Origin of the sequence: Nocardioides furvisabuli (assembly GCF_021083185.1) — a bacterium.
GTDB lineage: Bacteria > Actinomycetota > Actinomycetes > Propionibacteriales > Nocardioidaceae > Nocardioides > Nocardioides furvisabuli.
The window spans coordinates 350,105-363,352 of record NZ_JAIGQB010000001.1; the positions used below are offsets into that span (position 1 = coordinate 350,105).

Genomic DNA, 13,248 nt, shown 5'->3' on the forward strand with positions numbered 1-13,248 from the left:
GATGCCGCGCCGCCTCGCTGCGCCCCTCGTGGCGCTCGCCTGCCTGCTCGCGCTGACAGGCTGCTCCGGCCTGTCCGGCACCGGTCAGAAGGGCTACATCTCCGGCACAGGCGTGCCCACTGAGGTGGAGGCAGTGGACCGCGGGGAGCCGATCGAGCTGAGCGGCACCGACCTCGAGGGCGGGGACCTCGACCTCGCCGACCTTCGCGGCAAGCCGGTCGTGGTCAACGTGTGGGCCTCGTGGTGCCCGCCGTGCATCAGCGAGCAGCCCGACCTCAACGAGGCCGTGGACGAGCTCGGCGACCAGGTGTCCTTCGTCGGCCTCAACATCCGCGACGCCTCGCCCGCGGACGCGCAGGCCTACGTCCGCGACCTCGAGGTGCCCTACCCCTCGATCTACTCCGCCGACGGCGCGGCGCTGCTGCCCTTCGCCGGCACCCTCACCCCGCGCTCGATCCCGAGCACGGTCGTGCTCGACGCCGAGGGCCGGATCGCGGCGTCGGTCAACGGCCGGATCCCCACGACCCAGACGCTGGTCTCGCTGGTGGAGGCGGTCCTCGATGAGTGACTGGTTCCAGGAGACGGCGCTGTCCGGGTCGATGCTGCTGGCGCTGCCGGTGGCGCTGGCCGCCGGGCTCATCTCGTTCTTCAGCCCCTGCGTGATCCCGTTGCTCCCGGGCTACCTCTCCTACGCCACCGGCATCTCCGGTGGCGACCTCGAGCACGCCCGCCGCAGCCGGCTGGTGCTCGGCGCGGTCCTCTTCGTGCTCGGCTTCTCGGTCGTCTTCGTCCTCCTCGGCAGCCTCACCGGTGCAGCCGGGGCGTGGCTGTTCACCCACGTCCGCGAGCTCAACCGGGTGCTCGGCGTCATCATGATCCTGCTCGGGGTCGCGTTCCTCGGCGCCTTCGGCTTCCTCCAGCGGGACTGGCGGATCCACAAGGTCCCCGCCGTCGGCCTCGCCGCCGCCCCGCTGATCGGCTTCCTCTTCGGCGTCGGCTGGACCCCGTGCGTGGGCCCGACGCTGGCGGCCATCAACGTCCTGTCCGTCGGCGAGGGCACCGCTGCCCGCGGGGCCCTGCTCTCGGCCGTCTTCGCGCTCGGCCTCGGGCTGCCCTTCATCGCGGCCGCCCTGGCCTACCGCCGCATGCTCGGCGCCTTCGCCGTGATCCGGCGCCACCAGGTGCTGGTCGTGCGCCTCGGCGGCGCGATGATGATCCTGGTCGGCCTCCTGCTCGTCTCGGGCTGGTGGGACCGGATCGTGCAGTGGCTCCAGCTCCAGGTCGTCCAGGGATTCGCGGTGCCGGTGTGACCGACCTCCAGACGCACCTCGACCAGCGGTCGTCCGACGACCGCCAGGCCACGTCGCTGCCCAACGACCTGAACGCGCGCGAGCTCGCGCGCTGGTCATGGCGCCAGCTCACCTCGATGCGCACCGCGCTCGTGCTGCTCCTGCTGCTCGCGCTCGCCGCGATCCCCGGCTCGGTGATCCCGCAGGAGGACATCGACTCCCTCGCGGTCTCGCAGTGGCGCGACAACCACCCGCGCCTGGCGCCCATCTGGGACCGGCTCGACCTGTTCTCCGTCTACGGCTCGGTGTGGTTCTCCGCGATCTACATCCTGCTGATGATCTCGCTGGTCGGTTGCATCATCCCGCGCCTGTTCGTCTACGCCCGCGCGCTGCGGGCCCGGCCGCCCCGCGCTCCCCGGCACCTCACCCGCCTGCCCGACTCGACGGCGTACACCACCGACGAGGCCCCCGAGGACGTGCTGGCGCGCGCCGCCGACGCCCTGCGGAGCAAGCGGTTCCGGGTGGAGACGTCGACCGAGGCCGACGCGGTGTCCGCCGAGCGCGGCTACCTCCGCGAGGCCGGCAACCTGCTGTTCCACCTCGCCGTGATCGTGGTGCTCGTCGGCGTCGCCGTCGGCAGCCTCTTCGGCTACAAGGGCGGCGTCATCATGCTCAACGGCGAGGACTACGGCTTCTCCAACAACCTCACCCAGTACGACGACTTCGCCCCGGGCTCGCTGTTCGACCCCGACGTGATGGAGCCGTTCTCCTTCAGCATCACCGACTTCCAGGTCGACTGGCTCACCGAGGGCGACCGGGCGGGCATGGCGCGCGAGTTCGTCGCCGAGCTCGCCTACGAGACCGAGCCCGGTGGCGAGACCCAGGACTACGACCTGAGGGTCAACCACCCGTTGACCATCGGCGGCACCGACATCTTCCTCATCGGCCACGGCTACGCCCCAGTCATCACGATCCGCGACGGGGAGGGTGAGGTCACCAAGTCCGGCCCCGTGGTGTTCCTGCCGACCAACGGCCAGACCTTCGAGTCGTTCGGCGTGGTCAAGGCGCCCTTCGCCGAGCCCGAGCAGATCGGCCTCGAGGGAACCTTCTACCCGACCTTCGCGATGGGCCGCGACGCCGACGGCAACCTCACCATGCCGGCGTCGGTGTGGGGCGACGCGCTCGACCCGCTGGTCTCGATGAGCCTGTGGACCGGTGACCTCGGCGTCGACGACGGCTCCGCCTCGTCGGTCTACGTCCTCGACAAGGCCGACGCGACCCAGGTCCTGAAGGACGACGGCCAGCCGTTCCGGATGGACCTGCGCCCCGGCGACACCGTGACGCTGCCCGACGGGCTCGGCACGGTGACGTTCGAGGGCGTGCAGCGCTGGAACAAGATCCAGATCAGCCGCAGCCCCGGCAAGCTGGTGGCGCTCGGCGGCGTGGTGCTCGCCCTGGTCGGCCTGCTGGGCTCGCTCTTCATCCGCCCGCGCCGGATGTGGGTGCGCGCGCGCAGGCAGGACGACGGCACCACGCGGGTCGAGGTGGCGCGGCTGGACCGGTCGTCCGGGGGAGACCCCGAGGACGGCGCGGCCGAGCTCGCCGAGATCGTGGCATCACTGCAGGCCCCGACGGGTGCGCAGCCGACGAGCAGCAGGAGCAGGAAGGAGCAGTCGTGACCGACGCACAGTGGGAGGTCTTCAGCTACCAGGGCGTCATCGCCGCGGCAGTGCTCTACTTCCTCGCGATGCTGGCCTACTTCTTCGAGCTGGCGGGCCTGCGGAGCGTGGCGAGGGACGAGGACGTCCAGGACCAGCGCACCGCGATGGCCGGCCGCCTGGCCCTGGTGCTGTCGGTCTTCGGCGTGGTGGTCCACCTCGTGGCGCTCGTGGCTCGCGGGCTCGCCGCCGACCCCAACCGGGTGCCGTGGGGCAACATGTACGAGTTCACGATCTCGGGCACCTTCGTGGTGGCGCTGATCTTCGTGCTCTCGACGATCAAGCTCGACATCGAGTGGCTGGGCCCGCTCGTCTCCACCTTCGTCGTGGCCGCGCTGATGGCGGCGTTCCTCGGTCTCGACGACGCAGTCCTGCCGCTCCCGGACGCGCTCAACTCGCCGTGGCTGGTGATCCACGTCGTCTCGGCCGTGATCTCGACCGGCGCCTTCACCATCGGCGCGCTGCTCTCGGTGCTCTACCTCGTCAAGGCCCGCTCGAGCGCGACCACGGGCTACCTCGCCCGCGTGCCCGAGCCCAAGGTCCTCGACCGGCTGTCCTACCGGATGCACGCCTTCGGCTTCCCGGTGTGGACGTTCGCGGTCCTCATCACCGGCCCGATCTGGGCGCACCAGGCGTGGGGCGCCTACTGGAACTGGGACCCCAAGGAGGTGTGGGCCTTCATCACCTGGGTGGTCTATGCCGCCTACCTGCACGCCCGTGCGACCGTGGGCTGGCGCGGGCGCAACGCCGCGATCCTGGCGCTGGTCGGTGCCGCGACGCTGTGGTTCAACTTCATCGGCATCAACTTCTTCAGCAGCTCCAGCCAGCACTCCTACGCCGAGGGCGCGGGTGCGGAGCGCTCAGTCGTCCTCCGGGTCGCGGCGGCGCCGGTCGAGGCCCCGGAGGAAGTCCGGGTCGTCGTCGGGGCCGATCACCCGCGGCGCTGACGCCCCGCCGCTGCCGCCGTCGAGGCGGCGCAGGGCGAGCTTGACCAGCACCCACACGACGACCGCGATCGCGGCCACCACGAGCAGCACCTTCAGCATTCCTCCAATGTAGTCGGGTCCACCTAGGCTGGTGGCCGTGAAGGAGTTCGTGGTCTACACCGTCCTGCGGATCGTGCTGTTCCTGGCCTCGTTCGGCGTCGTCGTCGGACTGATGGCGCTGTTCCTCGGCGGGCGCTACAACCTGTTCTGGGCCGTGGTGCTCGCCTTCCTGATCTCCGGGATCGCCTCCTACTTCATCCTCGACCGGCAGCGCGAGGCGTTCGCCCGGCGCGTCGAGGAGCGAGCGTCCCGCGCGGCCGCCGCCTTCGAGGAGCGCAAGGCCCGCGAGGACCGCGACGACCACGAGGACCCGCGCTGACCCTTGCTGGGCCCCGTGCTCAGAAGCCCGTCAGGCTGTACGCCGGCTCGCTGAGGTCCGCCATCGCTGCGAAGCGGCGTACGGAGTCCTCCGAGCCCGTGAGGCGCCCGGCACGGTGCAGCTGCCGCACCGGCACGGCACCGAGGTAGAGCGAGCCCAGCGTCTCGGCGCTGAGGCGTACGTCGGACGCGTCGTCGGTGCGGGCGGTGGTCGCCACGCCGTCGACGGTCGTCACGGCGAAACGTCCGGCCGCGTGGCCCTGCGGGTCGTCGACCTGGACCACGACCGACCCGTCGGCGGCCCACGGGCGGGCGGCGAGGGCGCGGGGGACGTCGAGCACCCGCAGCCAGAGGAACTCCTGGACCTCGGTGGTGCTCACCCGGTCGAGGTCGGTCAGGGCCCACATGAGCGGGTCCTCGGGGTGGAACAGGTTGAAGGTCACCTTGGCGGTCTGGTCCATGTGGCCGAGGAAGGACCAGAGCGCGAGCTGCGCCTGCGGGGTGAGCGCCACCATCTCGTCGACCCTGACCGTCTTGTCCTCACCGGGCTTCCAGATGGCGAAGCCGTCGACCGCGCCGCTCGCGTCGAGGTGCACCACGACGCGGATCTTGCGGTTGGCGCCGCCGCCGCTGGGGTCCCAGGCGCCGGTGTGCATGTCCTCGTACTGGGCCGGCCAGTCCACCGATCCGCGCTGGCGGGCGTGGAAGGCGTCGAAGACGGCCTTGACGTGCGGCCACGCCTCCGCGGGCTCGAGGAGCTCGACGCGGCCGGGGTCGCGGAAGTCGCGGAGCTCGAAGCCGGCGGTGGTGTCGACGCTGACGCCCGTGCGGAAGGTGGCCGGGCCGAAGCCCCAGCGGCCGTAGATGGTGGCCTCGGCCGCGGTCAGGGCGGCCATCGGCACGCGCTGGGCGACGGCGTCGGCGAGATCGTCCTCGATGAGCCGGCGCAGCAGTCCCCTGCGGCGGTGCGCCGCGCTGGTGGTGACGTCGGTGATCATCCGAAGCGGCAGCAGCTCGCGGCCGGCGTTGAGGGTCTTGTCGAGGCTGGCGTAGGTGGCGACGGGCATGGGACCGGCGCCGAGCTCTCCCTCGGGCAGCCAGGCGCCGCGGACGGTCACGTCGTCGGTGCGGTAGTGCCTGACCCACCGCTCGACGCTGTCGTCCTCGGGGCGGTCGTCGCGGAACCCGCGCAGGACCGCCTCGATCCACCCGCGACGGCGCGCGGCCGCGGCGGGGGAGTCGTCGGAGAGGTCGAGGAGGGCGAAGTCGTAGTCCACCCGTCCACGCTAGTGAGCGGCCCGGTGGGCCCGCCACGGGTTATCCGAGCAGGAACAGCGGCGCCGCGACGAGCACCGACCACACCAGCTCGGAGGCGCCGGTGGCAGCGAGGACCGGGATGAGGGCGGGGCCGGTGGCGCCACCGAGGACGGCCCGGGTCGGGACGCTGGCGCGGGCCAGGAAGCCGAGCCCGATCAGCGCCCACCACGTCGTGGCGGCGGCGACCGCGACGACCGCTGCGGCTGCGACCAGCACGAGGAAGGCGAAGAGGTGGCGGGTGCGCTCGTCGCCGAGGCGCACGGCCAGGGTGCGCTTGCCGGCGACGGTGTCGGTGGGGATGTCGCGCAGGTTGTTGGCGACCAGGATCGCGCACGCCAGCGCGCCGATGCCGACGCCGGCGTAGAGGGCCGCCCACTCCCAGGTCTGCGTCTGGACGTAGGTCGTGCCGACCACCGCGACGAGGCCGAAGAAGACGAACACCATGACCTCGCCGAGCCCGAGGTAGCCGTAGGGCCTGTTGCCGCCGGTGTAGAACCACGCCGCCACGACGCACACCAGGCCCACCGCCACCAGCCACCAGGCGGTCGTCGCGGCGAGGACCAGCCCGGCCAGGGCGGCCACGCCGAACGCGGTGAAGGCCGCGGCCTTCACCGCCCCCGGGGTCGCCGCGCCCGAGCCCACCAGCCGCATCGGCCCCACCCGGTCGGCGTCGGTGCCGCGGATGCCGTCGGAGTAGTCGTTGGCGTAGTTGACGCCGACCTGCAGTGCAAGGCTGACGACCAGGGCCAGCAGGGCCTTCCACCACACCGCCTGGTCGGCGTACGCCGCGACGCCGGTGCCGGCCAGCACCGGGGCGACTGCGGCGGGCAGGGTGCGCGGCCGGGCGCCGGCGAGCCAGTCAGCGGTGGAGGTCACCGGTGGATTCTGGCAGGGGTCCGTCCGGCTCCATCGGCAAGGGCTCCTGCGAGACCGCGACGGCCGCGGGCTCGGGTCCGCTCGCCCGCGCGTCGGCGAGGACGTCGGCCGGGACGTGCTGCTCGAGGAAGCGTCGTCCGGAGTGCGCGGAGGCGTGGAGGCCGACCGCACCGACGGTGACGATCGCCGCGATGGTGAGCCAGCCGAAGGCGCCCCACTCCATCGCGAGGAAGCCGTAGGCCGCCGGTGCCCAGAACCGGCCGAGCGTGCCGCCGAGCTCGGAGACGCCCTGGTAGTCGCCGCGGCGGCGGGGGTCCATCAGCTCGGCCTCGAGCGTCCATCCCGAGGCGGAGAGGAACAGCTCGGCCCAGGTGAGGACGATGTGGCCGACGAAGAACAGCACGATGGTGAGCCATCCGGTCGTCTCGTGGGTGGCCAGCGTGACGAGGCAGGTCAGCACGAAGAACAGCGTCGAGAGGCGTACGGCGCGCAGGGCGGTCTCCACGTCACGGATCCCGCGCGAGGCCAGCCGCGGGAGCACGATGCACATCACCGTGTTGGTGCCGAAGAGCACCGCGACCAGCACCTTGGGGGCGTCGGTCTCGGTCACCAGCCACACGGGGATGACCGTGTGCAGCAGCACCTGGTTGGTCCACATGACGCCCGTGAAGAAGGTGACCGCGATCCAGCTGCGGTTGCGGATGGCGGGGATGCCCTCGGGCTTCGCCCGCGGCTCGGAGCTGCGTACGTCGTGGGTGGCGTCGGGCAGTCGTGGGATCGCCGCGCTGTTGAGGAGGAACAGCACCGCGCTGACCAGCGGCGCCCATCGCAGGGCCTCGGTGCCGAAGGCGATGGCCCCTGCGCCGAGGAAGGCGCCGATGCTGAAGCCCACGTTGAGCGCGGAGTAGAGGTAGGCGCGCGACTCCACCCGCTCCGCCGGCGGCAGGATGTCGATCACGTAGGCGCCGTGCGCGGTGCCGCCCAGGGTGCCCGCGACCTCCATCGCGACGGCGAGCGCGACGTACTCGGGGAAGCTGTCGATGAAGGGCCACGCGAGGAAGAGCGCGCCCTGCACCGCCGCCGACAGGGTCCACATCCGCTTGGGACCGAAGTGGTCGACCAGCTTGCCCATCGGCACCGCGACGATGAAGCTCGCGACCGCTGCGATGGTCAGCCCGATGCCCACCTCGGCCAGCGAGAGCCCGACCACGAGGGTGAAGAAGACCGCAGACCCGGCGAGGAAGGTGCCGTCACCGGACGCGAAGAGCAGCGACTGGATCGACAGTCGCCGGGCGAGGGTGGACGGGGGCGTGGCGTAGTTCTTCAGGGCGGTGAGCATCGCCGGTCATCCTCTCCCGCGAGGGCGCCGGGCGTCCTGTCATTTACCCGTCGCGGGAGTCGTCCTCGTCACGTCCCTCGGCCATCCGCCGGGTGTCGCGGCGGATGCCCTCGGCACGTCGCTTCTCGAACAGCAGGACGGCCACGACCACGCCCGTCGTCACCAGGACGACGAGCACGAGCCGGAAGAGGTCCACGCTAGGCCCCCGGCACCACGCGCAGGTCGCGGTCGGCGCCGTCGCCCAGGGCACGCAGGGCCTCCTGGTAGGCCTCGCTGTCGTGCGCGGCGCGGGCGGCCTCCACCGACGCGAACTCGATGACGACGGTGCGGGTCTGCTCGCCCTGCTCGTAGGTCACCTCGGGGTTGCCGCGCGCGAGGAACCGGCCGCCGGCCTCGCGGATGGCCGGCCCCGCGAGCTCGGCGTACGCCGCGACCTTGGCGGGGTCGTGCACGGCCTTGTAGACGCAGATCCAGTAGGCGCTCATGCCCCAGAGCCTACGGAGCACTAGCGTTCGGCGTGTGAGTCACCTCCGGCCCTCGGACGAGCCCTCGGTCGCGATCAGGCAGCTGTCGCGCTGGCTCGAGGCCGACACCCCCGCCCCGCTGCTGATCGAGACCTCCGGCTCCACCGGTCGGCCCAAGGGCGTCGTGCTGCCCCGCCGGGCCGTCCTCGCGAGCGTCGAGGCGTCCGCGCGCAGGCTGGGCGCGTCGGGCCGCTGGCTGCTGGCGCTGCCGTCGTCGTACGTCGCCGGGGTGCAGGTGATCGTGCGCTCCCTGGTGGCCGGGCACGAGCCGGTGGTCGTCGACGGGCTCGACGTCGGGCGCGCCTCGGCTGCCCACCACGGCGACACCCCGACCTTCGTCTCCCTCGTCCCGACCCAGCTGCACCGGATCATGACCGACCCCGACCAGGTGGCGGCTCTCGCGCGCTGCCACACCGTGCTCGTCGGCGGGGCCGGGCTGGACCCCGACCTGCGCCGGCGCGCCGAGGAGCAGGGCGTCCGGCTGGTCGCGACCTACGGCTCCTCGGAGACCGCCGGCGGGTGCGTCTACGACGGCGTGCCGCTCGACGGCGTGGCCGTCACCCTCGGCCCGGAGGGGCGCATCCGCATCGGCGGGCCCACGCTGTTCAGCCACTACGACCACGACCCCGAGCTCACCGCCGAGACCGTGGTGGACGGCTGGTACGTCACCTCCGACGCCGGCCGCCTCGACGAGGACGGGCGCCTGCAGGTCCTCGGCCGCGTCGACGACGTCATCATCAGCGGCGGGGTGAAGATCCCGCTCACCACGGTCGCCGAGCGGCTGCGCCGCCACCTGCTGGTGCAGCAGGCCGAGGTCTTCGGCGTGCCCGACCCCGAGTGGGGCCAGAAGCTCGTCGCGGTGCTCGTCGGCACCGCCCACGACGCCGAGCTGCGCGACTGGATCAGCGCCGAGCACCCGCGCTCGTGGGCCCCGCGCGAGTTCCGGTGGGTCGAGCAGCTCCCGCTGCTGCCCAACGGCAAGGTCGACCGCCAGGCCGTCCGAGCAGGCCTGTGATGCGCGACCTGCACGTCTTCGCCATCGGGCTGCGCACCCGTTTCCGCGGCATCACCGTGCGGGAGGGAGTGCTCCTGCGCGGCGAGGCCGGCTGGGGGGAGTGGTCGCCCTTCCTGGAGTACGACGACGCCACTGCGCGGCCGTGGCTGGCGGCCGCCCGCGAGGCCGCCGACGTGGGTTGGCCGACGCCGCTGCGCGACCGCGTGCCCGTCAACGTCACCGTCCCTGCGACCGATCCCGAGCGGGCCCACGCGATCGTCGCGGCCGGCGGGTGCCGCACCGCGAAGGTCAAGGTCGCCGAGCGCGGGCAGGTGCTGGCCGACGACCTCGCGCGGGTCGAGGCCGTCCGCGACGCCCTCGGTCCCGACGGGCTGGTCCGCGTCGACGCCAACGGCGCCTGGGACGTCGACGAGGCGGTCCGCGCGATCGCCGCCCTCGCCCGCGCTGCCGGTGGGCTGGAGTACGTCGAGCAGCCGGTCGCCTCGGTCGAGGACCTCGCCGTCGTACGCCGCCGCGTCTCGGTGCCGATCGCCGCCGACGAGTCGATCAGGCGTGCCGAGGACCCCTACCGCGTGCGCGACCTCGAGGCGGCCGACATCGCCGTGCTCAAGGTGCAGCCGCTCGGCGGCGTCCGCGCCTGCCTGCGGATCGCCGAGGACATCGGGCTGCCCGTGGTCGTCTCCAGCGCCATCGAGTCGAGCATCGGCATCGCCGCCGGGGTCGCCCTCGCGGCCGCGCTCCCCGAGCTCCACCACGCCAGCGGCCTCGCCACCGTGCAGATGCTCACCGGCGACGTCGTGGCGCAGCCGTTGCTGCCGGTCGACGGCATGCTGGTCGTCGCCCGCCCCGACGTCGACGAGGCCGCCCTGGCCGGGGTCGCCGCCGCGGACGACCGGGTCGCCCACTGGCGCGCGCGGCTGGTGTCGGTAGGGCAGGATCCCCGGACATGACCACCCCGTCGACCGCGCTCGCCCGCACCGTCGTGACCGCGCTCCGGGGTTCCGGGGTGTGCGAGGTGGTGCTCGCACCCGGCTCGCGCAACGCGCCTCTGTCCTTCGCGCTGTACGACGCCGCGCAGGCCGGCGGGCTGCGGCTGCACACCCGCATCGACGAGCGCACGGCCGGCTTCCTCGCGCTCGGCCTCGGCAAGGTGACCGGGCGACCGGCCGCCATGGTCTGCACCTCGGGCACGGCCGTGGCCAACCTGCTGCCCGCGGTGGTCGAGGCCGCGCACGCCGGCGTACCGCTCGTGGTCGTCACCGCCGACCGTCCCGCACGCCTGCGGGGCACCGGCGCCAACCAGACCACCGACCAGGTCGGCATCTTCGGCGCCTTCGCCCCCACGCTCGACGTGACGGTGGCCGACCTCGACGAGCTGCTGGCCTTCGTCCGCACCCACGAGTGGGTGCGACCGGTCCACCTCAACGTCCAGCTCGACGACCCGCTGCTGCCCGACGACGACGGCTGGGACGGGGGAGACGTGCCCACCTGGGGGGTCACCCCGGAGGCGACCGATCGGGACGTGGCCGAGCTCGCCCCGGGCCCGCGCACGGTGGTGGTCGCCGGCGACGACGCCGGCCCGCCGGCCCGTCAGCTCGCGGAGAGCGCCGGCTGGCCGCTGCTGGCCGAGCCGTCCAGCGGCTGCCGCACGGGGGACGCCGCGATCCGCACCTACCGCCTCCTGCTCGGCACCGAGCTGGGCGAGCGGGTCCAGCGCGTGGTGGTGTTCGGCCACCCGACCCTGTCCCGCCCGGTGGCGCGCCTGCTCGCCCGCGACGACGTCGAGGTCGTGTCGGTCCGGCACCGCGGCACCTGGTCGGACCGGCCCTTCCCGGTGTCGGGCGAGCACGACGGTGCCAGGGTCACGGTCGCCGACGACCCCGCGTGGCTGGAGGAGTGGCAGCTCGTCGACCGGTCCGTCGGTCGCAAGCTCGACCGCCTCCTGGCAGCCGAGCCGGACCTGACGCCCCACGAGGTCGCCGGGGCGGTCAGCCGGGCGCTGCCGGCGCGCGGGTTGCTCGTCGTCGGCGCCTCGAACCCGGTCCGCGACCTCGACCTGATGGTCGCGCCCTACGAGGTGGGCGGGCGTCGCAAGGTGATCGCCAACCGCGGCCTGGCGGGGATCGACGGCACCACGAGCACCGCGATCGGCGCCGCGCTGGGTCGGCCGCAGTCCTCGCGCGCGATCGCGCTGGTCGGTGACGTGACCTTCCTGCACGACGCGACGGGGATGTTCCTCGGGCCGCGTGAGGAGCGTCCCGACCTGACGATCGTGGTGGTCAACGACGACGGCGGCTCCATCTTCGCCACCCTCGAGCAGGGCGCACCGGAGCACGCCGAGCGGTTCGACACCCTCTTCGGCACCCCGCACGGGGTCGACCTCGCCAGCCTGTGCGCAGCCGCGCGCGTGCCGCACCTGCGCGTCGACAGCCTGCCGGAGCTCGAGCAGGCGCTCGCCTCGCCGAACGGCGGCATCGAGGTCGTCGAGGCGCGCGTACGCCGCGACAACCGCCGCGAGCTGGACGAGAAGATCCGCGCGCTGACCCCCTGAACCAGGGGGCCAACGCGCGGATCGTGGTCGTGCGCGGTCGTTCGGTCGATCAGGCCTGCGGGGTCTCCCACACGCGGACCCAGTCGACGTACATGTGCTGCGGGAGCTTCTTGTCGTTCATCTCCAGCGCCTCGTAGTCGGAGGCCAGCAGGCTCAGGATGAGGTACTGCTGCTCCTTGGAGACGCGGGCCGACGTGCGCCAGGTCTCCTTGCCGTCGATGTAGAAGACGATCTTGTTCGGGTCCCACTTGACCGAGAACACGTGGTAGTTCTTCGACCAGCCGTCGCGCTTGTTCTTCAGGAACGACTTCGAGTCCTTGATCCACGAGCCGGTCTTGATGAGCTTGTTGCCCTTGTACCAGTGGATGAAGCTCGTCAGGCCGCCCTGCGGGTGCTTGTCACCGAAGTACTCGATGACGTCGATCTCGTGGCCGTCGGTGTGCGGGCCGTTCTCGTTGGTCGGCTGCGACCAGAAGCTGGCGTGCTGGCCCTGGCTCTTGTGCATCTTGATGCGGGCCGCGGCGACGCCGTACCTGAAGCTGAAGCCCTCCTTGGTGCCGACGTGGCCGTTGAGGCGGTAGGCGATGCGCTTCTTCAACTTGCGCGACTTCGCGACGCATTTGCCCTTCTTGGAGCTGTCCTTGATGACGCTCAGGCGGAGCGCGCCACCGGTGACCTTGACGGCCTTGGGGTCGCCCTTGGAGCACACCCGCTTGCTGGTCGGCTCGTAGTCCTGCCCGCGCATGCTCCACACCGGGTTCAGGGTGCGGCCGGAGAACTCGTCGGTGAAGGTCGGGACGAGCCACTGCGAGGTGTCAGCACCGTCGCTGGCGACCTTCTTCAGGCCCTTGAACTTCTGGGCGACGACCCGGTAGGTCACGGCCGCCCCGCCCTTGGAGACGGCGGCGGAGAAGTGGGCGCGACCCGACTTCTCCTGCTTGGCGGTGCCGACCTTCTTCCACGACGAGCCGTTGAACTGCTCGAGGACCACCTTGCGGCCGACCTTGACCGGCTTGATGGTGGCGGTGACACCGGCCTTGGCCGAGTTGGGGCTGGCGGTGCGCTTGCCCTGCTGGACGATCTGGGGAAGCACCTCCAGCGAGATCTTCTGGTTCGCCTTCTTCGTCACCGCGACCGACGCGGAACGCGCCGCGGAGTCGTTGGCGGACCCGGTCTCGGTCGACAGGAGGAGGGACGCGGGCAGGAGCAGCGCGGCGACGCTGCCTGCGAGCACGCGGCGTGCAGACATGTGGAC

General features: G+C 72.3%; 15 protein-coding genes. 8 read left to right on the plus strand and 7 right to left on the minus strand.

Going from position 1 to position 13,248, the window contains the following annotated elements; all coding sequences use genetic code 11:
- Position 1 precedes the first annotated feature (1 nt).
- From K4G59_RS01645 to ccsB, 4 genes are read left to right on the plus strand one after another with little or no spacing between them, the layout of a single operon-like run.
- Positions 2 to 568 carry a TlpA family protein disulfide reductase gene (locus K4G59_RS01645; RefSeq protein ID WP_231248744.1) on the plus strand — a complete coding sequence of 189 codons (567 nt, stop codon included), beginning with the start codon at positions 2 to 4 and terminating at the stop codon, positions 566 to 568.
- Positions 561 to 1,310, plus strand: coding sequence for a cytochrome c biogenesis CcdA family protein (locus tag K4G59_RS01650; protein WP_231248745.1), 750 nt, complete (start codon positions 561 to 563; stop codon positions 1,308 to 1,310). Before K4G59_RS01645 ends, K4G59_RS01650 begins: the two co-directional genes overlap by 8 nt.
- Entirely contained in the window at positions 1,307 to 2,968 is a 1,662-nt protein-coding gene (resB, locus tag K4G59_RS01655; RefSeq protein ID WP_231248746.1) for a cytochrome c biogenesis protein ResB, read from the plus strand. Before K4G59_RS01650 ends, resB begins: the two co-directional genes overlap by 4 nt.
- Positions 2,965 to 3,954 carry a c-type cytochrome biogenesis protein CcsB gene (ccsB, locus tag K4G59_RS01660; RefSeq protein ID WP_231248748.1) on the plus strand — a complete coding sequence of 330 codons (990 nt, stop codon included), beginning with the start codon at positions 2,965 to 2,967 and terminating at the stop codon, positions 3,952 to 3,954. Before resB ends, ccsB begins: the two co-directional genes overlap by 4 nt.
- Here ccsB and K4G59_RS01665 read toward each other — a convergent pair.
- The gene (locus K4G59_RS01665; RefSeq protein ID WP_231248749.1) at positions 3,868 to 4,053 is read right to left on the minus strand and encodes a hypothetical protein; all 186 of its coding nucleotides are present in this window, start codon (positions 4,051 to 4,053) and stop codon (positions 3,868 to 3,870) included. The two genes, ccsB and K4G59_RS01665, sit on opposite strands and share 87 nt — an antisense overlap.
- 37 nt (positions 4,054 to 4,090) lie before the next feature.
- On the opposite strand from K4G59_RS01665, the gene K4G59_RS01670 reads away from it, so the two are divergent.
- On the plus strand, positions 4,091 to 4,372 hold the full coding sequence (locus K4G59_RS01670) for a DUF4229 domain-containing protein (RefSeq protein WP_231248750.1): 282 nt from the start codon (positions 4,091 to 4,093) through the stop codon (positions 4,370 to 4,372).
- Positions 4,373 to 4,391: 19 nt separating this feature from the next.
- Here K4G59_RS01670 and K4G59_RS01675 read toward each other — a convergent pair whose 3' ends face one another.
- From K4G59_RS01675 to K4G59_RS01695, 5 genes are read right to left on the minus strand one after another with little or no spacing between them, the layout of a single operon-like run.
- Positions 4,392 to 5,648, minus strand: coding sequence for a GNAT family N-acetyltransferase (locus K4G59_RS01675; RefSeq protein ID WP_231248752.1), 1,257 nt, complete (start codon positions 5,646 to 5,648; stop codon positions 4,392 to 4,394).
- Between the two features lie 40 nt (positions 5,649 to 5,688).
- A complete protein-coding gene (locus tag K4G59_RS01680) occupies positions 5,689 to 6,564 on the minus strand; it encodes a 1,4-dihydroxy-2-naphthoate polyprenyltransferase (protein WP_231248756.1) in 876 nt (291 codons plus the stop codon).
- Positions 6,548 to 7,903, minus strand: a complete 1,356-nt coding sequence (locus tag K4G59_RS01685; RefSeq protein WP_231248757.1) for an MFS transporter — start codon at positions 7,901 to 7,903, stop codon at positions 6,548 to 6,550. The genes K4G59_RS01680 and K4G59_RS01685 overlap by 17 nt, the downstream gene beginning before the upstream one ends.
- Before the next feature lie 43 nt (positions 7,904 to 7,946).
- Positions 7,947 to 8,099: a hypothetical protein gene (locus K4G59_RS01690; RefSeq protein WP_231248758.1), complete on the minus strand. Its 153-nt coding sequence runs from the start codon at positions 8,097 to 8,099 to the stop codon at positions 7,947 to 7,949.
- A 1-nt stretch (position 8,100) separates the two neighbouring features.
- Positions 8,101 to 8,388 (minus strand): DUF1330 domain-containing protein, encoded by a 288-nt coding sequence (locus K4G59_RS01695; protein ID WP_231248760.1) that lies wholly within the window; start codon positions 8,386 to 8,388, stop codon positions 8,101 to 8,103.
- Between the two features lie 34 nt (positions 8,389 to 8,422).
- Between K4G59_RS01695 and K4G59_RS01700 the strand changes: the two genes are divergently transcribed.
- From K4G59_RS01700 to menD, 3 genes are read left to right on the plus strand one after another with little or no spacing between them, the layout of a single operon-like run.
- A complete protein-coding gene (locus K4G59_RS01700) occupies positions 8,423 to 9,442 on the plus strand; it encodes an AMP-binding protein (RefSeq protein ID WP_231248763.1) in 1,020 nt (339 codons plus the stop codon).
- Positions 9,442 to 10,392 (plus strand): o-succinylbenzoate synthase, encoded by a 951-nt coding sequence (locus K4G59_RS01705; RefSeq protein WP_231248764.1) that lies wholly within the window; start codon positions 9,442 to 9,444, stop codon positions 10,390 to 10,392. Before K4G59_RS01700 ends, K4G59_RS01705 begins: the two co-directional genes overlap by 1 nt.
- Positions 10,389 to 11,993: a 2-succinyl-5-enolpyruvyl-6-hydroxy-3-cyclohexene-1-carboxylic-acid synthase gene (gene menD / locus K4G59_RS01710; RefSeq protein WP_231248767.1), complete on the plus strand. Its 1,605-nt coding sequence runs from the start codon at positions 10,389 to 10,391 to the stop codon at positions 11,991 to 11,993. Before K4G59_RS01705 ends, menD begins: the two co-directional genes overlap by 4 nt.
- 49 nt (positions 11,994 to 12,042) lie before the next feature.
- On the opposite strand, the gene K4G59_RS01715 is transcribed toward menD, so the two are convergent.
- On the minus strand, positions 12,043 to 13,242 hold the full coding sequence (locus tag K4G59_RS01715) for a glycoside hydrolase family 16 protein (protein WP_231248768.1): 1,200 nt from the start codon (positions 13,240 to 13,242) through the stop codon (positions 12,043 to 12,045).
- Between the last annotated feature and the right edge of the window lie 6 nt (positions 13,243 to 13,248).